Genomic DNA, 21,348 nt, shown 5'->3' on the forward strand with positions numbered 1-21,348 from the left:
AATTTTATTGTTTTATAAAAAGATAGAGAGAAAGATGATGAATTTGCAAATTGCTGGGATCAATACACCCCCCGCCTTAGCAAAAATTCTTTTTTTCTGGTATTATTACGATAAAACATCTTTTTGAATTGCCATTGAGACTCCCAAAGAAAGAAAGGACGAAGTAACCACACCATGGCTGACATGATGTTAGGAATGAAACGTTCCCACCAGTGCGGGGAATTGCGCAAAGAAAACACAGGATCTCAAGTAACCCTCATGGGTTGGGTCCAGCGCCGCCGGGACCACGGCGGTCTGATTTTTGTGGACCTTCGGGACCGTTCCGGACTCGTTCAGGTCGTATTCAGCCCTGAAGTGGGACAAGAAGCCTTCACAAAAGCGGAAAGCGTTCGCAACGAATATGTCCTCGCTGTCACCGGCGATGTAAAAGCCCGCCCGGAAGGCACTGTCAATGCCAACCTTCCGACCGGTGAGGTCGAGGTATACGCTCGGCAACTGCTGATCTTGAACGCGGCCAAAACACCACCCTTCTACATTGAAGATGACGTCGATGTCGATGAGATGGTTCGTCTCAAATACCGTTACTTAGACCTGCGCCGGCCTGAAATGCAGCGCAACCTCATCGTCCGCCATAAGACGGCCAAAGCCATGCGCGATTTCCTGGACCGCAACGGCTTTTTGGAAATCGAAACTCCTATGTTGATCAACTCCACCCCTGAAGGCGCCCGCGATTTCCTCGTTCCCAGCCGGGTTCATCCAGGAGAATTTTTTGCCCTGCCCCAATCGCCCCAAATTTATAAACAGATTTTGATGGTCTCCGGCATGGAGCGGTACTTCCAAATCGTCCGCTGCTTCCGTGACGAAGATCTGCGGGCCGATCGTCAACCGGAATTTACCCAATTAGATATTGAAATGTCCTTTGTCGAAATGGATGATATCCTTTCCCTGATGGAGAAAATGGTCTCCTTCATATTCAGAGAAGCCCTGGGTAAAGAAATCCCGGCTTCCTTCCGCCGCATTCCTTACAGCGAAGCGATGGGACGGTATGGTTCCGACAAACCGGATCTGCGTTTTGGCCTCGAATTGACCGATGTCACCGATGTCGTGAAGGATGTAGAGTTCAAAGTCTTTGCAGCTGTCGCCAAGGGCGGCGGTCAAATCAAAGGGATCAACGCCAAAGGTTGTGCCCACTTCTCCCGGAAAGAAATCGACGAATTGACGAAACTGACGGCCATCTACGGTGCTAAAGGTTTAGCCTATATTCAAATGACACCGGAAGGACCTAAATCGCCCATCTCAAAATTCTTTACGGATGAACAGTTTGCCGATCTGTTGCAAACGATGCAAGCGGAGACAGGTGATCTGCTCATGTTCGTGGCAGACAAGCCCTCCGTCGTGGCTGCTGCTCTGGGCAACTTGCGTTTGGAACTGGGACGCCGGCTGAACCTCATCGACCCTGAAAAACTCGAATTTGCATGGGTTGTAGACTTCCCGCTGCTTGAATATGATGCGGAAGAGAAGCGCTATGTGGCCATTCACCATCCCTTTACTTCTCCGAAAGACGAAGACTTGTCGCTGCTCGATAGCGATCCTGCGAAAGTCCGGGCCAAAGCTTATGATTTGGTTCTGAACGGGGTAGAATTAGGAGGTGGATCCCTGCGGATCTATCATCGGGATATTCAAGAGAAGATGTTCTCGCTGCTTGGATTCAGTCAGGAAGAAGCCACCCAGAAATTCGGCTATCTGCTGGAAGCTTTTGAATACGGCACACCACCTCATGGTGGTATCGCCTTCGGGCTCGACCGGATGATCATGCTCATGATGGGTCGCGACACGATCCGTGACGTCATCGCTTTCCCCAAAACCCAGTCTTCGTCCGATCTCATGGTCGGAGCACCGAATACAGTCTCTCCGAAACAATTGAAGGAACTGCACATCAAGTTAGATCTCCCTGCAAAACTAACAGGGAAGAAACAAGGATAAACAGTGAAACAGCATGTCTTTTCTCGAACAGAACTACTCATCGGCGAAAGAGGAATTCAAGCGTTAGCCAATGCCAAGGTCGCCGTCTTCGGCATTGGCGGCGTCGGTTCTTATACAGTGGAAGCCTTGGCTCGTTGCGGCGTCGGTCATCTGGTGCTCATCGATCACGATGACATTTGCTTGACCAATATAAACCGGCAGATTCACGCCCTCCACTCGACCGTGGGCGAAGTAAAGGTGGAAGTCATGGCAGCCAGGGTACGAGACATCAACCCGAAGGCCCGAATTGACTGTTTCCGCCGTTTTTACGGAGTCGAAGAAGGGGAAGAGATCATCACAGCGGACCTGGATTACGTCGTCGATGCCATCGATACGGTCAAAGGCAAGTTGACTATCATTCAAAAAGCAAAGGCGGTCAACGTGCCTGTAGTCAGTGCACTAGGAGCGGGGAATAAACTCGATCCGACCCGTTTATCTGTCGCCGACATTTTTGAAACATCGATGGACCCCCTTGCCAAGGTGATGCGCAAGGAATTGCGTCGTTTGGGAATCGATAACCTTAAAGTCGTCTATTCCACCGAACCCCCCTTACCCCCGCAGGGAGAAGTAGCTTGTGCCGAAAACTGTGTTTGCCCCAATCCGGAAACGGAGTTCGGCGCCACATGCCTAAAAAAGCGTCAAATCCCGGGAAGCATCTCTTTTGTGCCTTCGGTGGCCGGCCTCATTCTAGCTTCCGTCGTCGTTAGAGATATTCTCGACAAGGAACGACAAGGTTAATTTATCCGTCGCTGCCGTCCGTTGACAACCGTCACATACCCCGCTATAATTAAGTTGCATACCCGGTATGGGTATCTAGACTGGGGGTGGTGATGCTGGACTGCACGCATTCGAAGGAAGCCTTAATCCGGCGTCTCAAGAAAATTGAAGGCCAGATTAAAGGCATCCAGAAGATGATCGCCGATGACAAGGCCTGCTTAGATTTGCTCGTCCAAGTCGCGGCGGCAAAAGCAGCTATTAATCGTGTAGGTACGCTGATCATAATGAACCATAGCCGAAAATGCCTGCAGAATGTCCCCCTCTCTAGTGACCAGGAAAAAGCTCTGGAAGAATTGGTTGATGTTCTTGCGAAATTCACCAAATAGGTGAGTTAAGTTTCAAAAGGAGATGGAATTCGATGGCAAGTGAAAATGTATTGGTCCTCAGTGATGAAAACTTCCGGTCTTCCGTACTTGAATCAGAAAAACCTGTCCTCGTTGACTTCTGGGCAGCTTGGTGCGGTCCTTGCAAAATGATTGCCCCTATCGTCGAAGAAGTAGCTGCTGAAACGGCTGGTAAAGCTGCTGTAGGCAAGCTGAATGTCGATGAAAACCGCCAGATCGCTGCCGAATACGGCATCATGTCCATTCCCACACTGATGGTTTTTAAGAATGGACAGGTTGTTGACAAAGCCATTGGTTACAAAAACAAGGCTGAGTTAGTAAAATTATTGGAAAAGCATATTTAATTAGCACATATATTCGTTTTACAGGCCGGGGATAGTCCCCGGTTTTTTATTGTTTAAAGAGTAATCAATATTTCTCCATTTCTTCCTCATGTCCTTGACAGGTTTGCTGAATCGCTTAGATAATGTAGGTAAGCCATAAACGGAGTTCGTGTTTACATTTGCGTCTTACACGAAAGGAAACGTATGGGGAATAACAAAATTAAAACCAATAGTCCGCTCATACTTGTGGCTGACGACGATCGGGCCATGAGACTCGTTTTGAGGCGTGCCTTGGAGCGGGATGGTTACTCTGTCATCGAGGCGGGAGACGGAAAAGAAGCGTTGCTTGTCTACGACCAATACCGGCCGGAGTTGGTCCTCATGGATGTGGTCATGCCTGAGATGGACGGTTTTACGGCTTTGGCCCATCTCCAAGACCGACCAGGAGGTAAGGTTCCCGTACTGATGATCACCGGACTGGATGACGACAGCTCTGTTGAACAGGCTTTTCAGGCGGGTGCTATCGATTACATCACCAAACCGATCCACTGGGCCGTACTTCGGCAGCGTGTTCGGCGATTGATCGAAGCTCAACGGATGGAACAAGCGCTAATCGATCGAGAAACTCAACTGAGAGCCATCGCATCAGCTCTGGGGGAAGGGTTGTATGTGATCGACGCGGAAGGTCGTCTGACCTTTCTGAACCCGGAAGGGGAGAGGATTCTCGGGTGGACCCTTCAGGAACTGTGCGGTAAATACATCCATGATATCATCCACCGTAAACATTTCGACGGAAGCATCATCCAAGCGGAAGATTGCCCTATATTGAGAACAACCCGTTCAGGAAATACCTATCGCAGCGATGAGGATTATTTTACACGCAAAGACGGTGTTATCTTTCCCGTAGCCCTGGTTTCAACACCGCTGATTGTTAACGATAAAATCAGTGGCGCCGTAGCCGTTTTTCAGGACATCAGCGAACGAAAAAAGGTGGAGGAACAGCTGCGGTTGGCATCCAACGTCTTTGAAAACACCACGGAAGGTATCCTGGTGACCGATCATGAGGGATTAATTCAATCGGTGAACCCTGCCTTTACCGTTTCTACCGGATACAGTTTCGAAGAAGTGAACGGAAAGAAACCAAGCATCTTCCAATCGGGCCGTCACAATCCCGAATTTTATAAACAATTGTGGTTATCGCTATTGAAAACAGGTCGTTGGCAGGGTGAGATCTGGAACCGAAGGAAAAACGGTGAGTTATACGCCGCTTGGCTCACGATCAGTGCCATCTGTGATGATTTAGGACGGACGACCCATTACGCGGCCGTATTTAGTGATATCACCGAACATAAACAAGCTCAGGATTTAATCAAACATCAAGCCTACCATGATGCTTTGACCGATCTGCCGAACCGGTTGCTATTCATCGACCGGCTGACACAGGCCCTTGCTCATGCTGGACGGAACCACCACATGTTGGCTGTACTGTTTTTGGATTTGGACCGGTTTAAAGTGATCAATGATACGTTTGGCCATGCCGTCGGCGATCAACTGCTTCAAGGGGTAGCCCGGAGATTGCGTAGTTCGGTCCGCGAAAGCGATACGGTCGCTCGGTTAGGCGGCGATGAGTTCACCATCTTGCTGCCTCAGATCGGGAATGTAGAAGACGCGGCGAAAGTGGCCCAAAAAATTTTGTCATCTCTGCGCCAGCCTTGGCTCTTCTCAGGACAACAATTTTGCACGACCACCAGTATCGGGATCGCCGTTTTTCCGACCGATGGGGAAGAGGCGGACAGCTTGATGAAGAATGCCGATGCGGCTATGTACCGGGCGAAAGAACAAGGTAGAAACAATTATCAACTATATACACCAGCTCTCAATGCCTGGGCCTTTGAACGTTTGGCTATGGAAAACCGCCTCCGCCATGCGTTGGAACAAAATGAATTTGTCCTTTATTATCAGCCGAAAGTGGATGCTCACAGCCATGTGCCGGTCGCCGTCGAGGCGCTGATCCGGTGGCAACATCCTGATATCGGCATCGTTTCTCCCACAGAATTTTTGCGTTTGGCCGAAGATTCCGGCTTAATCGTTCCAATCGGAGAATGGTGCTTGCGTACGGCTTGTGAACAGTTGAAAGCTTGGCTGGATGAGGGGAACGGCCCCGTTAAACTGGCGATCAACCTATGCGGCAGGCAGATGCAGTACACCCAGTTAGATTCGATGGTCAACGATATCTTGCAGGAGACGGGAATTCCACCTTATTTAGTGGAATTGGAGATCGGCGAGGAGACAGTGCTGCAGTACGAAGAGTCGGCCCTAACGATACTTAACCAGTTAAAGGTTGCCGGAGTCAATATCGTCATTGAGCAGTTTGGAAAGAACTGTTCGCGGATTCCTCTCTTACAAAGCCTCCCTGTGGATACCTTGAAGATCGATCCTTCCTTCGTCTGTGACCTAGTGTCTAATCATCATCACCGGGAATTGATTCAGGGTTTTTCCGCCCTGGCCCACAGCCTGCATATGAAAATCGCTGCCGAAGGCGTAGGTTCCCTGGAACAGGCCGATTTCTTGCGCTCCGTCGGCTGCGATGAACTACAGGGGTATTATTTTAGTGATCCCATCCCAGCTGCAGAGATTAGGCAAATGTTTAAGAAAGGTCCACTCGCTTTGTAGCACCGGGTAAACAAGTTTGTAATGTGCGTAAAAATGAAAACACTATGAACAGATTATGATGGGCAGGGCATGTTGTGAAAAAACATGTCCTGCCTTCATTCATTGATTGATAAAACCAGGTGCTATCGTTTATGATAATACTGGAACCTATGTTCTAATTAGAAGGAATTCCGTCGAGTGAAGAGGGGAAAAGCCCTATGGATCTGAGTAACAAGTTGCAAATCTTAGCAGCTGCTGCGAAATATGACGTATCCTGTTCTTCCAGCGGAAGCAATCGGGGAAAAGCGAAAGGGAAGTTAGGGAATACAGCATCGTCAGGCATATGTCATAGCTGGTCTGATGACGGCCGGTGTATTTCTCTGTTAAAATTACTTTTTACCAATGATTGCTGCTACGATTGTTCCTTCTGTGTGAACCGGGTATCGAACGACGTGCCTCGAGCGTCCTTTACGCCGGAAGAACTGGCCGATCTCACCATCAACTTTTACCGTCGCAACTATATCGAAGGATTGTTCTTGAGTTCTGCCATCTCCAACAGCCCCGACCGCACTATGGAACAACTCGTGCAAACCGTTCGCATCCTGCGGGAGCGCTACCGTTTCAATGGGTACATTCACTTGAAAGCCATCCCAGGTGCTGACAGACGGTTGATCGAGGCGGCGGGAGCTCTCGTCGATCGGCTAAGCGTGAATATAGAACTGCCTACGTCAGAGGGTTTGCGTCGACTTGCCCCACAGAAAAAACGAGAAAACATTTTAAAACCGATGGGGCAGATCACCTCGAAAATCGTGGAAAACCGGGAAGAACGACGCCAGTTCCGGCGAACGCCGACCTTCGTGCCAGCAGGCCAGACGACACAGCTCATCGTCGGAGCTACTCCGGAAACAGATCTGCAGATCTTCCATTTGGCCGAAGGTCTTTACCGGAAGTTTCAACTGAAACGGGTCTACTACTCCGCCTACGTCCCTGTCATGCGAGATCCGAAATTACCGGCGATCCCGGCGCCTCCGCTGCTCAGGGAGCACCGCCTGTATCAGGCTGACTGGCTGCTCCGATTCTACGGATTTACTGCCGGGGAAATTCTCGATGGCTCTCAGCCCAATCTAGACTTGGATGTAGATCCTAAGACAGGCTGGGCTCTTCGGAACCTGCACTCGTTTCCCGTTGAAATCAACCGGGCCGACTACGAGACGCTGCTTCGCGTCCCCGGTATCGGCGTCAAATCGGCTAACCGCATCGTCGCCGCCCGGCGGGTCCGCCGCATCGAGTTTGAACATCTGGCCAAAATGGGCATCGTGCTGAAGCGAGCCCGTTACTTCATCACTTGTAACGGCAAATACTACGGCCAAGTCAGCCTCGACGCCGCCAACCTTCGCCAACAACTCATTCTCCCTCAAGCTCCCAAAGGCCTCACTCCGGGATGGGAACAAATGTCTCTCTTTACCGAAGCAAATGATCCGGCACAAGTTCCCCTTACCTTGCCAGGTGTTTTTTCGGAGACACAAAAGGGGTTGCTTGTTCCCGTACTTCCTTCGATGGAGGATAAGCTCGCTTTAGTTACAGGAGAAATATAATCAGGAGCTTGAATCAGAGGTAAGCCATTGATGACCTGAAAGAAGAAGCAATGCTATAAAAGTTTTGTCATAGTAAACCTGGGGGTGTATTGACGGAGTGAGCGTTTTGGGCGAAGCGGCGTCAGCGAGCGAAGTCTGCGGAGCGTAAAGGGCGCCACGGTTTACATGCAGAAAAGCCCAGAGGTTTGGCGCCCTAGCGGAGCAGACAAACGAGTAGCCGCGTAGCCCTTAGCGAACGGAGTCATTGCACCCCGGGTTAGTACACGGAAGGAGAAACAGCTTGATTCAAAACACCCGAATCCAATACCTAAACAATGCCGAAATCCAACAGGGCGAATACGTCCTCTACTGGATGCAAGCATCGCAGCGAACAGAATACAATCATGCCCTTGAGTACGCCGTCGAGAGGGCGAACCGCTTGGACCAGCCGCTGCTGGTCTATTTTGGTATCACTGATTCTTTTCCCGGAGCTAACGAACGGCATTATGGGTTCATGTTAGAGGGTTTGCAGGAAGTTCAAAGCAGCCTGCGTCAGCGGGGAATCGCCATGATCGCCCGGCAGATCTCGCCGGAAATCGGCGTCGTCCAATTGGCTTCCAACGCATCTTTGGTCGTGGTGGATCGGGGGTACTTACGAATTTTAAAAAAATGGCGCCAATTTGCAGCATCCCACATCGCTTGTCCCCTCATTCAAGTGGAATCGGATGTAATTGTACCGGTGGAGACGGCTTCCCCGAAAGAAGAATATGCGGCAGCCACCTTCCGCCCCAAAATTAAGCGTCAGCTGCAGGATTACTTGGTCCCACTGGAGATGCGAACTATAGTCAAAGCGCGGACGGACCTGGCTGAAGCATGTCTTTTTTTCGACCGGATTGACTTGGAAGATATCGAAGGTACCCTGGCCCGGTTGAACATTGACCGTTCTGTCGGGAGATTGAAATGTTGGCAGGGAGGGGCAAGCGCCGCCAAGGGGTTGCTCGATCGGTTCATCGCCACGAAGTTGGAACATTATGGGGAACGGCGCAATGATCCATCCCTAGAATATGTCTCTTCCTTAAGTCCCTATCTGCATTTTGGCCAGATTTCACCTCTCTACATGGCCCTCCGTGTGCAAGAATCGAACATAAGAGCCAGCGTAGACGCCTATCTGGAAGAGCTGATCGTCCGCCGAGAATTGAGTATCAACTTTGTCCATTACAACCTTCGCTACGATGAGTTCACTGCTCTTCCGGAATGGGCAAGACAGACCTTGTATACCCATCGTGTCGATTGCAGAGAATTCAACTATGGATTGTCTGAATTAGAAAATGGTCTAACGGACGATCCTTTTTTTAACGCAGCCCAAACAGAACTACGGAAACGTGGAATCATTCATGGCTATATGCGCATGTACTGGGGGAAAAAAATCTTGGAATGGAGCCCTTCCCCTGAAGAAGCCTTCCAGATCGCCCTCTATCTCAACGACAAATACGCTTTAGACGGACGAGATCCTAACGGATACACTGGTGTTGCCTGGTGTTTTGGGAAGCACGATCGCCCCTGGGGGGAAAGGGCCATCTTTGGGAAGGTTCGTTACATGAACGCGGCCGGACTGCGTCGAAAGTTCAACGCCATGGCTTATGTGCAAAAAGTGGAGGAATTATAAGCTAATCTCCGTTAAATCCAAAAAAGTCTATTCGGAGAGGCGATAAGGCTTTGACAAATCCCGAGTGCTATGGTAAACTATGACCCAAGAAATCCTATTAAAATAGTAGGATTTATTAGAGGGATTTATGACAAACACAAGCGTTTCAGACCGTGAGGTGAAGCGATGAAGCTCTCCACCAAAGGACAATATGGTGTGCGGGCCATGTTTGACTTGGCTCAGCATTTTGGTCAAGGACCGGTATCCCTGAAGTTGGTCGCCGAGCGGCAGGATATCTCCGAGCACTACCTGGAACAGATCATTGCCGGTTTGCGAAAGGCTGGTTTAGTGAACAGCATCCGGGGAGCGCAGGGTGGATATATACTGTCGAAAGAACCGTCGGCCATCACCGTCGGAGATATCATTCGAGTGTTAGAGGGACCTGTAGCGCCTGTAGACTGTGTCAACGAAGAATTGACCGAACGGTGCGCTCGGGCCGATCAGTGTATAACCAAGATGATCTGGGCCAAAGTACGCGATTCCATCGAGCAAGTTATTGACGGGATCACCTTGGCCGACATGGTAAAGGAAGCGGAAAAAATGAGATTTGCCGAAGGCAACTACATGTATCACATCTAGAACCGCTCCCAGACTCCACGAAGAGCCTTTGAAGAGGCTCTCACCCGTCTACAACAACGAATGCCGTCAGAGGAGAGAAAACCAATGCGACGTGTCTATTTGGACCATGGGGCTACTACCCCCGTACATCCGGAAGTCATTGAAGCGATGGTCGCTTGTATGCGGGATCACTTTGGAAATCCGTCCAGCGTCCATTCCTTCGGCCGAGAAGCGAAAAAACTCTTGGAAGATGCCCGGTCGAACGTGGCCAAATTGATTGGCGCTCGGCCGGAGGAAATCATCTTTACCAGCGGTGGTACGGAAGCCGACAATTTAGCCATCTTCGGTGTGGCCCGTGCCATGCGCAAAAAAGGCAATCATATCATCACCTCGGCAGTAGAACACCATGCTGTCTTGGATGCCTGCCTGGCGTTGAAAAAAGAAGGCTTCGAGATCACCGTATTACCGGTCGATGAATATGGCATGGTCAAGATCGAAGATCTGAAAGCGGCCCTGCGACCAGAGACGATCTTAGTCACTATCATGCACGCCAACAACGAAGTCGGCACGATTCAACCGATCAAGGAAATCACCCGCATCGTCAAAGAACATGGCGCCATCATGCATACAGACGCCGTCCAGACGGCCGGTAAAATTCCTGTCGACGTAAACGAACTCGGCGTGGATTTATTGTCGGCCTCATCACATAAAATTTACGGACCTAAAGGTGTCGGGTGCCTTTACATCCGCAAAGGGACGAAGATGTTTCCTCTCACCCATGGAGGCGGACAGGAACGGAAACGGCGCCCAGGAACGGAAAACCTCCCTGGTATCGTCGGCTTTGGTAAAGCTGCCGAAATCATGACCCGTGACCTGCCAGAAGAAACCAGCCGCATGACCAAACTGCGCAACCGCCTCATCGAAGGGTTCACCGCCATCCCAGAAGTGAAGCTGAACGGGCATCCCACCGATCGCCTGCCCATCAATGTTAATGTATCAATTCGTTACATTGAAGGTGAATCGCTCTTGCTCATGCTGGACATGAAGGGCATCGCTGGTTCTTCCGGTTCGGCTTGCACCTCAGGATCCCTCGACCCGTCCCATGTTTTGCTGGCGATGGGCATCCCCCATGAAATCGCCCATGGTTCGCTGCGGCTCACCTTGGGACGAGACAATTCGGAAGCAGACATCGACTATGTTTTACAAGTGGTCCCGGAAATCATCGAACGGCTCCGGGCCATGTCACCCCTATATGATCGCAAGGAGGCGCAAGCATGTACACCGATAAAGTAATGGACCATTTTATGAATCCCCGCAACGTTGGGGAAATTGAAAAGCCCAGCGGCGTAGGCGAAGTGGGCAACCCTACCTGTGGCGACATCATGCGCATTTATATCGACGTGGAAGACGATATTATTAAAGACGTCAAGTTCAAAACCTTTGGCTGCGGCGCTGCTATCGCGACCAGTTCTATCTGCACCGAACTGGTCATCGGCAAAAGCATCGACGAAGCTCTTAAACTGACCAACGAAGCCGTTGCCGAAGCCCTCGACGGGCTGCCCCCGCAAAAAATGCACTGCAGCAACTTAGCTGCCGACGCTTTGCACAAGGCGATTGCAGATTATAAAGCGAAACAGGAAGCGAAGTAGAGAAAAACCTTACTTAGCAGTAGGGAAAGTTTGGGGTGCATCGACGGAGCGAGCGATTTGAGCGAAGCGGCGTTAAGCGAGCGCAGTCCACGAAGCGTCCAGGGCGCTATGGTTCACATGCAGAACAGCCCAGAGGTTTGGCGCACTAGCGTAGTGGGCAAGCGAGTAGCCGCGGAGCTCTTAGCGAGCGAAGTCTATGCACCCCCGCTTTAGCACAATTTAACACTTTTACTGCAAGTGAATTGAGGTCTTCACAATGCCAGAGACAGTTGTAGTAGCCATGAGCGGCGGCGTAGATTCATCTGTGACCGCCGCTCTTTTGCTCGAAAAAGGATATAACGTCATCGGGGTGACCCTGCAGATCTGGCCGAAAGACGCGCCCGAAGGTGCCGAAGGGGGCTGTTGCTCCTTATCGGCAGTGGAAGACGCCCGTCGGGTCGCTTTCACCTTGGGGATCCCCCATTACGTGATGAACTTTCGCGACTATTTTGAAGAGGAAGTCATCAACTACTTCGGACAGGAATACCTGGCCGGTCAAACGCCCAACCCCTGCATCCGCTGTAACCGGGTCATCAAGTTTGAAGGACTGCTGCAAAAATCGTTAGCCCTCGGCGCAGACAAGGTAGCTACAGGTCACTATGCCCGGATCGAATACGATGCCGAACGACAACGGTACCGACTCGGACAGGCCAAGGATGCTAAAAAAGATCAATCTTATGTCCTTTTCAATATGACTCAGGAACAACTGAGCCGGACCATGTTTCCCTTAGGCGGATTTACGAAACCGGAAATCCGTGAAATGGCCCGGGCATACAACCTGGCCGTCGCTTCCAAACCGGACAGCCAGGAGATTTGTTTTATCCCGGACAATGACTACCGGCGTTTCTTGCAGGAGCGGTACCCGGAGAACAGCTTTGCCCCGGGGCCCTTCGTCGATACGAGCGGAAACGTCATCGGAACCCATCAGGGATTGCCTTTCTATACAGTCGGCCAGCGCAAAGGCCTTGGACAAGCTTTTGGCTACCCGGCTTATGTAGTGGGCCTCGACGTAGCGCGCAATGCAGTCATCATCGGCAGGGATGAAGACGTGTTCAGCCGCCGGTTGCTCGCCGGAGATCTGAACTGGATCGAGGTGAACCGGTTGACGGCGCCCATGGAAGTGCAGGCGAAGATTCGCTACAGCGCTCTTAAGGCCAAGGCGATTATCCGACCGGTTGGTGAAGGTGATCAAGTCATCGTCGAGTTCGAAGAGAAACAGCGTGCCATCACACCGGGTCAAGCCGTCGTCTTTTATCAGGGAGATTGGATTGTGGGCGGTGGAACGATCCTCGAAAACCTGGATTTGTCCTTACCGAGTATAAAGCCCCTGAAAAAAGGTCAAAAATAGTAAGCAAAGACCAGAGTGTGCGCCACGCAGGCTCTACGAACAACCTTATGGGAGATGCCCGCATGCTGAAAGGAAGAGACGTCATCCATCTGCCGCTTGTTCACCCAGCATCGGGTCAGACGCTGGGACGGGTAGCCGACCTGATTGTCGATCCCGAACAGGGAAGAGTGACGGAACTTCTCATCGATGCTCAGGCAGAGGGAGGGACTTCACGGATTTCCTGGTCCCAAGTCCAAGTGGACCAGGATGTAATCCGAACAGAAGCTCAACCGGAAGCAGCCTCCCAGGATACGGCAGAAAAAGGACTTTGTATTTCCCGGTTTGCCGGGTGTCCGGTCATGACACAGGGGGGACGGTCGATCGGCCAGGTCGGAGACCTGCTCATCGATCCGTCACAAGGTCATGTGACCGGAGTCGAAGTGACAGATGGTCTGATGCAGGACTTATTGACCGGACGGATCCAACTTCCATGGCCGGATGTGTTACGCTGGAGTCCCGAGACCATCGTCGTTGCCGAACACTGGCAAGACGCGTGGCAGCGGTCGCTCTAGGCGGAGATGGGGGGATTTCCATGGGCTGTCCTGTCTGTGGCGGAAAGCAGGTGGGCAAAGTCGGGGTGAACCAGTATTACTGCTGGAACTGCTTTATTGAGTACAACGAACGCAATGAAGTCTTTGAAGTAGCAGAAGATGGTACCTTGATGGCCATCGAACCGGAAGTCTTTTCCGACCCGATCACTCAGGCAACCGTATAAGCATAAAAGCCCGCCTGCCTATGCCGGGCTTTTTCCGTCTGGAGGTGGTGGCGGCCTTGTTGAAGGGCCGTTGGCGCATCTTATCGGTAAGCGGTTTTCTGCTTTGCGTCCTCCTTCTTGCTTATCTAACTCGTCAGACTTTGACGCCCTTCCTCGTCGCCGCCTTGCTGGCTTATTTGCTCTTTCCCGGTGTGATCTGGTTAGAGCGCCATGGTATTCCCCGCACTTGGGCTATCCTGCTTTTGTTCGTCGTCGTTTTCGGTGGATTCGCAGCCATAATCGCCTACGGGCTTCCGCTGATCCTCAGTGAGCTCAATCGTTTCAGCGTTCAGTTGCCTGGCTATGTGGAACAGGCACAAAAAGCGGCCAATGGAATTCAACAGAGCCTGATCTCTTCCGGGTTTCCACCGGCGATTCAACAGGTATGGGGAGAGACCCTGGCTCAGGGTGAAGAGACGCTGTTAAGAGCGGTGCGCTGGCTATTGAACAGCATCGTGACTTTGCTGTCCAACGCCCTCGATATTGTTCTGATTCCGGTGATGGCCTTCTATTTTCTTCGGGACTGGGAATCGATCGGTGAAGGCATCTTGCATCTGCTGCCCCAGCGATGGCGCAGTCATGTCCAGATCGTCGCTTTAGACGTAAACCGGGTCCTTAAAGCGGTCATCCGTTGCAACCTGCTCATGGCCGCTATCGTCGGTGCTCTGACGACAGTCGGTCTTTGGTGGATCGGTCTCGAATACAGTGTGCTCATCGGCATCATCGCAGGTGTGGCGGATTTGATCCCCTATTTTGGACCGATCATCGGCATGGTTCCAGCAGTCATGGTGGGCCTCCTCGAATCGCCGCGACTGGCCCTCTGGGCAGTCGGGATCATGATCCTCATCCAGCAAATCGAATCGAACCTGCTCTCTCCGAAAATACTGGGAGATTCGATTGGGCTTCATCCCCTGACGGTCATCTTTGTCCTCCTGGCCGGCGGGAATCTTTTCGGCACATTGGGAATGCTGCTTGCAGTGCCATTAACGGCCGTCGGGCGAGTGATCGGGCGATATATTCTCTTAAAAGTTTTTGTGTAAAAGCCTTGCTTTCGTGGAGTGGATTTACTTGACAGGGGAACGGGAAAAAAGCTATATTACAGGTTGGACAGATATCGACAGGATTTCGACCGGACGAGTCGTGTTCCAGCCCTAAAGGTACCGCGACGAGACTCGTCCCAGGTTCGACGAAGCAATCGAACCCGGGAGGGGTTTTTTGTTTATTTAAGGAGGCGTTTGGTTTGCAATTCACCGGCAACCGGGTGCGGCAACTGTTTTTAGAGTATTTCGAGCAAAAAGGACATACCGTTGTCGCCAGTTCGTCCTTGGTTCCCCATAATGATCCGACGCTTTTGTTCACCAACGCCGGCATGAACCAGTTTAAAGACCTGTTCCTCGGCTATGAAAAGCGTCCCTACGTCCGAGCCACGACCTCGCAAAAATGCGTTCGTGCCGGCGGCAAACATAACGACCTGGATACGGTCGGTCGTACGGCCCGTCACCACACCTTCTTCGAGATGCTGGGCAACTTCTCTTTCGGCGATTATTTCAAAAAAGATGCCATTCGTTTTGCTTGGGAGTTTTTGACCGATGTGGTCAAACTGCCGAAAGATAAGCTCTACGCGACCATCTATCTTGACGACGAAGAAGCTCATGAACTGTGGAAAAAGGAGATCGGAGTGCCGGAAGAGCGGATCATCCGTCTCGGCGAAAAGGACAACTTCTGGTCTATGGGGGATACGGGTCCCTGCGGACCTTGTTCGGAAATCCTCATCGACCGCGGTGAACACCTCCGTTGCGGCGCTGAAGAGTGTGCCATCGGAAAATGTGACTGTGACCGCTGGCTGGAGATCTGGAACCTGGTCTTCATGCAGTTTAACCGTGATGAGCAGGGAGTCATGACACCGCTGCCCAAGCCCTCCATCGATACGGGTATGGGCTTAGAACGGATCACCTCTGTGCTTCAAGATGTGCCCTCCAACTATGATACGGATCTGCTCCGTCCTCTCATCACCTATGTGGAACAATTGAGCGGTAAAGAATATCACCGAGATGACCGGGGCTTTCCTTTCCGCGTCATCGCCGACCATATTCGTTCCTGCACCTTTCTGATCACTGATGGCGTCCTGCCAGGCAATGAAGGCCGCGGATATGTGCTTCGCCGGATCCTGCGCCGGGCGGTCCGCTTCGGCAAAGTGATCGGCATCGAAAAGCCGTTCATGTATCAAATCGTCCCCGTTGTCGTTGAGCTGATGGGTGAAGCCTATCCAGAGATCAAGGAAAAGCAAGATTTTGTTCAAAAAGTCATCAAGATTGAAGAAGAACGTTTCCATGAGACCCTCCATGAAGGCATGCGCATCGCCGCCGACATAGTCGCTAAGGTCAAAGAGGATGGAGGCGGCGTTCTGCCGGGCCGTCAAGCCTTTACGCTCTACGACACCTATGGATTCCCTCTTGATTTGGCTGAAGATATCGCCGAAGAAAACGGCCTGACGGTGGACAAGGATGGTTTCGCTGCCGCGATGGAAGCGCAGCGGGAGCGGGCGCGGGCAGCCCGGCAAGATACGTCTTACGGCGCCGGAATGGAGATATGGGCAGACCTGCTGAATAAACTAGGCCCCACCGCTTTCACCGGTTATGGTCAGTTAAGCGGACAGAGCCAACTTCTCGCTATTGTCTCAGGACCGGAACAAGTAGCGGAAGCTTCTGTTGGAACGGCTGTGCAAGTGGTCTTAGCCGAAACGCCTTTTTATGCGGAGTCAGGCGGTCAGATCGGTGATACCGGGTACATCCGCACCGATAAAGCAATCATTCGCATTGACGATACAAAGAAAATGGCCGGCGGCCTCTTCGTCCATGTAGGGGTTGTGGAAGAGGGGACATTTCAAGCAGGCGAAACGGTCACGGCGGAAGTGACAGGATTGCGCCGTCAAGCGATCGCTCGTCATCACAGCGCCACCCATCTTTTGCATAGAGCATTAAAGGATGTCCTTGGTGAACACGTCAACCAGGCTGGTTCACTCGTCACCGGAGATCGACTGCGCTTCGACTTCTCCCATTTCACCCCCTTGACCCGGGAAGAATGGAAACAGATCGAAGAGTCTGTAAACCGGCAAGTGTTCCGTTCTCTGCCGGTCGAAGTCTTTGAGGCGACCCTCGATGAAGCGAAAGCCATGGGAGCAACAGCGCTCTTTGGAGAAAAATATGGCGATCATGTCCGGGTCGTTCGTATGGGCGACTATTCGATGGAACTCTGTGGGGGTACACACCTGCAGAACACAGCCCAGATCGGCTTGTTCAAGCTCGTCTCTGAAGGCGGCATCGGCGCCGGCCTTCGCCGTCTGGAAGCGGTCACTGGTGAAGCAGCCCTAGATTATCTGAATGAACAAGAAGAAATCGTCCGGGGACTCGCCGAAAAGCTAAAAGTTCCTCCCGTTGACGTAGCACACCGCGTAGAAACGCTGCAGTCACAAGTGCGGGAAAAAGAGCGGGAGATCGAACAATTGTTGGCTCGCCTCGCCAAATACCAAGTGGAAGACCTCTTAGCCAACCGTGAAGAGATCAGCGGCGTCCAAGTGTTGGCGGCGAAGGTACAAGCACCTGATATGGACGCCCTGCGCCAGATGTCTGACCTGTTGAAAGAGAAGATGGGCTCTGGCGTACTTATCCTCGGATCTGTCGTAGGGGATAAAGTCAATCTCGTCGCCTCAGCAACTAAGGACATCGTGGGTCGTGGTGTCCATGCGGGCAACCTGATCAAAGAAGCCGCCAAAACCTGTGGCGGCGGTGGCGGCGGCCGACCTGACATGGCCCAAGCCGGCGGTAAGGATCCAAGCAAGCTGGCTGAGGCGCTGGACGCGGCCAAGAAACTACTGAAAACGCAAATTAAATAATCGGTTAAACGTGAATTAATCAGTGATAAAACAGTGTACCTTTAGAAAGTAACATGAAACAAAGCTTGGGGTCTGTTGGCAGAGGGAGCGATTTGAGCGGAGCGGCGTAAGCGAGCGAAGTCTGCGAAGCGTAAAGGGCGCCAAGGTTCACATGCAGAAAAGCCCAGAGGTTTTGGCGCCCTAGCGCAGCAGACAAACGAGCAGCCGCGAAGCTCTTAGCGACCGGAGCCAACAGACCCCATGCATTTAGCACAATGTTATACTCTAGCCTGGTCTTGATTAAGACAACGAACAAACACTAGGCGGACTAAGTATTTTTTACACAAAGACAGAGGAAAATAGAAACTGGCGGAGAATATATGGCTGGAAGAGATTTTTTCTGCCGTCCGTTAGGGGGTTGGGACCGATGGCCAACGAAAGTTTTGACCAAACCATGATGTTTCAGGGCAAAGTCGACGACGAACTGGCGACGAGCGACATCCTATATACTGTGCACGAAGCGCTCAAAGAAAAGGGCTATAACCCGATCAACCAGTTAGTCGGTTATTTGCTTTCTGGAGATCCGGCCTATATCACCAGCCATAAAAACGCCCGCAGTTTGATTCGCAGACTTGAACGTGACGACCTGTTGGAAGAACTGGTTCGCTACTACTTGGAGAGCCACAAGGAATGCAAATAGAGCTAGGCCAAACTGGAGTTAAGGTATCCCGTCTCTGTTTTGGAAGCCTGACCATAGGCCCGTTGCAGGCAGGGTTGCCCCTTGAAGAAGGGGCAGCCCTTTTGCGATTGGCCTTTGAGTCGGGTGTTAATTTTGTCGACACTGCACAGATCTACGGCACTTACCCTTATATCCGCAAGGCTCTTCAGGGCTATTCTGGTGACGTGGTTATTGCTAGTAAATCCTATGCCTATACGGCCTCAGCGATGGCTGAGGCACTGGAGGAAGCCCGGAGAGACTTAGATCGGGATCGGGTGGAGATCTTCCTGCTCCATGAACAGGAAAGCGAACATACCTTGCGCGGCCATTGGGAAGCCTTTGAGTACCTGCTGGAGGCAAAAGCGAAGGGATGGGTGAAGGCCGTTGGCTTATCGACCCATTCGGTGGCAGGTGTACGAGCCGCCCTCGCCGTTCCTGAGATCGATATCATCCATCCGCTCGTCAATATGGCCGGTATCGGCATCCTCGATGGAACGGTAGAGGAGATGCTGGCAGCGATACAAGAGGCCCGCCAGAGGGGAAAAGGAATCTATGCCATGAAGGTCCTCGGTGGCGGTAATCTTTACGGCCAAGCTCAAGCGGCGATGAGATGGGCTCTGGGACAACCCCATATACAGGCGATTGCCGTAGGCATGCAGTCTCCGAAAGAACTGGCGTTGAACCTGCAGCTGTTTTCGGGAAACGATGGCGACGGCGAAACTTGGGCACAAGTACAGAAACGGGAGCGGCGCCTACACATTGAAGATTGGTGCCAAGGGTGCGGCAAGTGTATTCCTGCTTGCCCGCAAAAGGCTCTCCATTTGCTTGGTCCACAGGTTTACGTGGAGAAGGGCCGCTGTGTGCTCTGTGGATACTGCAGCCGTATGTGCAGGGATTTTTGCATCAAGGTGGTATGAGCGTTGCGGACGATGGGCTTAGACGTAGGAGAGAAAACCATAGGTATCGCCGTTTCCGATTTAATGGGATGGACTGCTCAAGGAGTTGAGACGATCCGCCGCACTCGCCTAGAGGCGGATCTGCAGCGTTTACAAGAGCTGATCCAGCAATGGGAGGTCGATTCCGTTGTCTGCGGCCTGCCGCGAAATATGAACGGTACCTACGGACCTAAAGCGGACGAAGTGCGGAAATTCGGAAGTCTTATTGAAAAGCGTCTTAAGATTCCTGTCCACTTTTGGGATGAGCGCCTGACGACCGTTGCCGCCCATAAGACCCTTTTAGAGGGGGATATGTCCAGGGCAAAACGCAAAAAAGTGGTAGACAAATTGGCGGCAGTGCTCATATTACAGAATTATATAGATGCCAATAGCTGTAAAAAACAAAGCTGATCTTATGTAAAAAGACGAAGGCATTCTCTATTGATGCGGAACTCTTTGTCATTATGAACAAGATGGTTAGCTATCAGACAGTTTGGATATACTTAGGTTGAGCTTTCGTTGACAAGGGGTTTTTCCTGGTATACAATGGCTTTAGTTTGGAAGCGAATAGAGGTGATTGACCGGTGGATCAAGAACAAGAAAATATCATCGTCCTGACGGATGAAGATGGTAATGAGTTAGAATTCGAAGAACTGGATCGTGTCGAGGTCGACGGTCGTGAGTACGCTATTCTCCTGCCTCTTGACGATGAAGAAGATGAAGCGATCATCTTGCGCGTTGAGTATGAGGAAAATGGGGAAGAAGTATTCAGCCACATTGAAGACGACGAAGAATGGGAAAAAGTCGCTGATTTCTGGCAAGAGATGAGCGAAGAAGAATTGGATGATCAAGAGTAAACTGCCTATTCAAAGCCATCCGGGAAACCGGGTGGCTTTTCGTTTTTTCGGGAAATATTGAGTTTGCTGTCGTATAGCGCGTATAATGGTACCGATGTCCTCCCTGAGTTAGATGGAGGATTTTTTTCAGAGGAGGAGAAATTGTGCGGAGAGAGAAGCGGGGCAGGTCGACGAAGCTTTTTTTTATGATCATTGTGATCATCGGTATCATCGCAATTCAAGTCTATTATACCTATCAAGAGGGAATCACCCCCCTGGAACCGGGTGCAGGCCATGATATTATCGTCAATATTCCTTCGAACGTTTCGGCAAAAGAAATCGGGGGCATTCTGGAGCAACAAAAGGTCATTCGCAGCAGTTGGGCTTTTAGTCTATACACTCGTTTTCACGGTTCTGAGTCGCTTAAAGCCGGTGACTACCTCTTGAATTCAGGATCATCGGTTCCTCAAATCCTTGATCAATTGAACGACGGAAAGACGTTGCTCTACACCTTTACGATTCCCGAAGGTTATACGGTTCGTCAAATTACAGACCTCTTAGCCAGCAAAGGTTTCGTCGATAAAGAGGCCTTTCGCAAAGCCCTCGCAACAGTGCCCTTCGATTACGACTATCTTCGAGGACTGCCATCGAATGAAAAGAGGTTGGAGGGGTTTTTATTTCCAGCCACCTATCGCATTCAGCGCGATACACCGCCTGAAGATATCGTCCGCATGTTGGTCAATCGCTTTAACCAGGAACTAACACCGGAAGTACGGGCTCGTCTGAAAGAACTTAACATGACCGTCCACGATGCAGTCACCCTGGCTTCACTCGTCGAGCGGGAAGCAGCGAAAGAGGAAGATCGTCCAAAGATTGCCGCTGTCTTTCTGAATCGGCTAAAAAAGAACATGAAGCTGGAAGCTTGTTCGACAGTACAGTATTTACTAGACCAGCCGAAGGCCAAACTGTACTACAAAGACCTCGAAATCGAGTCCCCCTATAACACCTATAAACATGGTGGACTTCCGCCGGGGCCCATCGCATCGCCAGGACAAGCCAGCCTAAAGGCGGTACTCTATCCAGATAATGTTGATTATCTCTATTTCGTCGCTAAGGGAGATGGATACCATTACTTCAGTCGAACCTACAGTGAACATCTGCAAGCCATGGCCAAATATAACAACTGAAGTCTTAGCTCCTGCAG

Annotated in this window: 20 protein-coding genes; all 20 read left to right on the top strand. The window is 51.3% G+C overall.

The window, feature by feature from the left end; translation table 11 throughout:
* Positions 1 to 174: 174 nt before the first annotated feature.
* The 20 genes from aspS to mltG all read left to right on the top strand — a co-directional run bounded on the left by aspS (position 175) and on the right by mltG (position 21,331).
* Complete coding sequence (gene aspS, locus GJ688_RS12135) at positions 175 to 1,983, top strand: aspartate--tRNA ligase (RefSeq protein ID WP_155476816.1); 1,809 nt, start codon at positions 175 to 177, stop codon at positions 1,981 to 1,983.
* A gap of 3 nt (positions 1,984 to 1,986) precedes the next feature.
* Positions 1,987 to 2,760, top strand: a complete 774-nt coding sequence (locus tag GJ688_RS12140) for a tRNA threonylcarbamoyladenosine dehydratase (protein ID WP_170291929.1) — start codon at positions 1,987 to 1,989, stop codon at positions 2,758 to 2,760.
* 92 nt (positions 2,761 to 2,852) lie between these two features.
* Positions 2,853 to 3,125: a metal-sensitive transcriptional regulator gene (locus GJ688_RS12145; RefSeq protein ID WP_155476817.1), complete on the top strand. Its 273-nt coding sequence runs from the start codon at positions 2,853 to 2,855 to the stop codon at positions 3,123 to 3,125.
* Between the two features lie 32 nt (positions 3,126 to 3,157).
* A complete protein-coding gene (trxA, locus tag GJ688_RS12150; RefSeq protein WP_155476818.1) occupies positions 3,158 to 3,487 on the top strand; it encodes a thioredoxin in 330 nt (109 codons plus the stop codon).
* 183 nt (positions 3,488 to 3,670) lie between these two features.
* Positions 3,671 to 6,139, top strand: a complete 2,469-nt coding sequence (locus GJ688_RS21355; protein ID WP_155476819.1) for an EAL domain-containing protein — start codon at positions 3,671 to 3,673, stop codon at positions 6,137 to 6,139.
* A 197-nt stretch (positions 6,140 to 6,336) separates the two neighbouring features.
* Positions 6,337 to 7,713 (top strand): putative DNA modification/repair radical SAM protein, encoded by a 1,377-nt coding sequence (locus GJ688_RS12160; protein WP_155476820.1) that lies wholly within the window; start codon positions 6,337 to 6,339, stop codon positions 7,711 to 7,713.
* A 280-nt stretch (positions 7,714 to 7,993) separates the two neighbouring features.
* The gene (locus tag GJ688_RS12165; protein WP_155476821.1) at positions 7,994 to 9,358 is read left to right on the top strand and encodes a deoxyribodipyrimidine photo-lyase; all 1,365 of its coding nucleotides are present in this window, start codon (positions 7,994 to 7,996) and stop codon (positions 9,356 to 9,358) included.
* Between the two features lie 165 nt (positions 9,359 to 9,523).
* Positions 9,524 to 9,976: an RrF2 family transcriptional regulator gene (locus GJ688_RS12170; RefSeq protein ID WP_155476822.1), complete on the top strand. Its 453-nt coding sequence runs from the start codon at positions 9,524 to 9,526 to the stop codon at positions 9,974 to 9,976.
* A gap of 84 nt (positions 9,977 to 10,060) precedes the next feature.
* Positions 10,061 to 11,248 carry a cysteine desulfurase NifS gene (gene nifS / locus GJ688_RS12175; RefSeq protein WP_155476823.1) on the top strand — a complete coding sequence of 396 codons (1,188 nt, stop codon included), beginning with the start codon at positions 10,061 to 10,063 and terminating at the stop codon, positions 11,246 to 11,248.
* Positions 11,230 to 11,604, top strand: coding sequence for a Fe-S cluster assembly scaffold protein NifU (nifU, locus tag GJ688_RS12180; protein WP_155476824.1), 375 nt, complete (start codon positions 11,230 to 11,232; stop codon positions 11,602 to 11,604). Before nifS ends, nifU begins: the two co-directional genes overlap by 19 nt.
* 256 nt (positions 11,605 to 11,860) lie before the next feature.
* On the top strand, positions 11,861 to 12,991 hold the full coding sequence (gene mnmA / locus GJ688_RS12185; protein ID WP_155476825.1) for a tRNA 2-thiouridine(34) synthase MnmA: 1,131 nt from the start codon (positions 11,861 to 11,863) through the stop codon (positions 12,989 to 12,991).
* A 62-nt stretch (positions 12,992 to 13,053) separates the two neighbouring features.
* Entirely contained in the window at positions 13,054 to 13,542 is a 489-nt protein-coding gene (locus GJ688_RS12190) for a PRC-barrel domain-containing protein (RefSeq protein ID WP_170291930.1), read from the top strand.
* Positions 13,543 to 13,562: 20 nt separating this feature from the next.
* The gene (locus GJ688_RS12195; RefSeq protein ID WP_155476878.1) at positions 13,563 to 13,745 is read left to right on the top strand and encodes a hypothetical protein; all 183 of its coding nucleotides are present in this window, start codon (positions 13,563 to 13,565) and stop codon (positions 13,743 to 13,745) included.
* A 56-nt stretch (positions 13,746 to 13,801) separates the two neighbouring features.
* Positions 13,802 to 14,824 carry an AI-2E family transporter gene (locus tag GJ688_RS12200; protein ID WP_170291931.1) on the top strand — a complete coding sequence of 341 codons (1,023 nt, stop codon included), beginning with the start codon at positions 13,802 to 13,804 and terminating at the stop codon, positions 14,822 to 14,824.
* 200 nt (positions 14,825 to 15,024) lie between these two features.
* A complete protein-coding gene (alaS, locus tag GJ688_RS12205) occupies positions 15,025 to 17,676 on the top strand; it encodes an alanine--tRNA ligase (RefSeq protein WP_155476828.1) in 2,652 nt (883 codons plus the stop codon).
* A gap of 406 nt (positions 17,677 to 18,082) precedes the next feature.
* Complete coding sequence (locus tag GJ688_RS12210) at positions 18,083 to 18,355, top strand: IreB family regulatory phosphoprotein (protein ID WP_155476829.1); 273 nt, start codon at positions 18,083 to 18,085, stop codon at positions 18,353 to 18,355.
* Entirely contained in the window at positions 18,346 to 19,290 is a 945-nt protein-coding gene (locus GJ688_RS12215) for an aldo/keto reductase (protein WP_155476830.1), read from the top strand. The genes GJ688_RS12210 and GJ688_RS12215 overlap by 10 nt, the downstream gene beginning before the upstream one ends.
* Before the next feature lie 3 nt (positions 19,291 to 19,293).
* Positions 19,294 to 19,719: a Holliday junction resolvase RuvX gene (gene ruvX / locus GJ688_RS12220; RefSeq protein ID WP_207708807.1), complete on the top strand. Its 426-nt coding sequence runs from the start codon at positions 19,294 to 19,296 to the stop codon at positions 19,717 to 19,719.
* A gap of 173 nt (positions 19,720 to 19,892) precedes the next feature.
* On the top strand, positions 19,893 to 20,165 hold the full coding sequence (locus GJ688_RS12225; RefSeq protein WP_170291932.1) for a DUF1292 domain-containing protein: 273 nt from the start codon (positions 19,893 to 19,895) through the stop codon (positions 20,163 to 20,165).
* A gap of 143 nt (positions 20,166 to 20,308) precedes the next feature.
* Positions 20,309 to 21,331: an endolytic transglycosylase MltG gene (gene mltG / locus GJ688_RS12230; RefSeq protein ID WP_155476831.1), complete on the top strand. Its 1,023-nt coding sequence runs from the start codon at positions 20,309 to 20,311 to the stop codon at positions 21,329 to 21,331.
* The last annotated feature ends 17 nt before the right edge of the window (positions 21,332 to 21,348 follow it).

It is taken from the genome of Heliobacterium mobile, from assembly GCF_009720735.1.
Taxonomy (GTDB): Bacteria; Bacillota; Desulfitobacteriia; order Heliobacteriales; family Heliobacteriaceae; genus Heliobacterium; species Heliobacterium mobile.

Bases quoted from the DNA above. Each gene is read 5' to 3' on its own strand.
- aspS (WP_155476816.1), top strand. From the start codon at position 175: ATGGCTGACATGATGTTAGGAATGAAACGTTCCCACCAGTGCGGGGAA.
- GJ688_RS12145 (WP_155476817.1), top strand. From the start codon at position 2,853: ATGCTGGACTGCACGCATTCGAAGGAAGCCTTAATCCGGCGTCTCAAG.
- trxA (WP_155476818.1), top strand. From the start codon at position 3,158: ATGGCAAGTGAAAATGTATTGGTCCTCAGTGATGAAAACTTCCGGTCT.
- GJ688_RS21355 (WP_155476819.1), top strand. From the start codon at position 3,671: ATGGGGAATAACAAAATTAAAACCAATAGTCCGCTCATACTTGTGGCT.
- GJ688_RS12160 (WP_155476820.1), top strand. From the start codon at position 6,337: ATGGATCTGAGTAACAAGTTGCAAATCTTAGCAGCTGCTGCGAAATAT.
- GJ688_RS12170 (WP_155476822.1), top strand. From the start codon at position 9,524: ATGAAGCTCTCCACCAAAGGACAATATGGTGTGCGGGCCATGTTTGAC.
- nifS (WP_155476823.1), top strand. From the start codon at position 10,061: ATGCGACGTGTCTATTTGGACCATGGGGCTACTACCCCCGTACATCCG.
- nifU (WP_155476824.1), top strand. From the start codon at position 11,230: ATGTACACCGATAAAGTAATGGACCATTTTATGAATCCCCGCAACGTT.
- mnmA (WP_155476825.1), top strand. From the start codon at position 11,861: ATGCCAGAGACAGTTGTAGTAGCCATGAGCGGCGGCGTAGATTCATCT.
- GJ688_RS12190 (WP_170291930.1), top strand. From the start codon at position 13,054: ATGCTGAAAGGAAGAGACGTCATCCATCTGCCGCTTGTTCACCCAGCA.
- GJ688_RS12195 (WP_155476878.1), top strand. From the start codon at position 13,563: ATGGGCTGTCCTGTCTGTGGCGGAAAGCAGGTGGGCAAAGTCGGGGTG.
- GJ688_RS12210 (WP_155476829.1), top strand. From the start codon at position 18,083: ATGGCCAACGAAAGTTTTGACCAAACCATGATGTTTCAGGGCAAAGTC.
- GJ688_RS12215 (WP_155476830.1), top strand. From the start codon at position 18,346: ATGCAAATAGAGCTAGGCCAAACTGGAGTTAAGGTATCCCGTCTCTGT.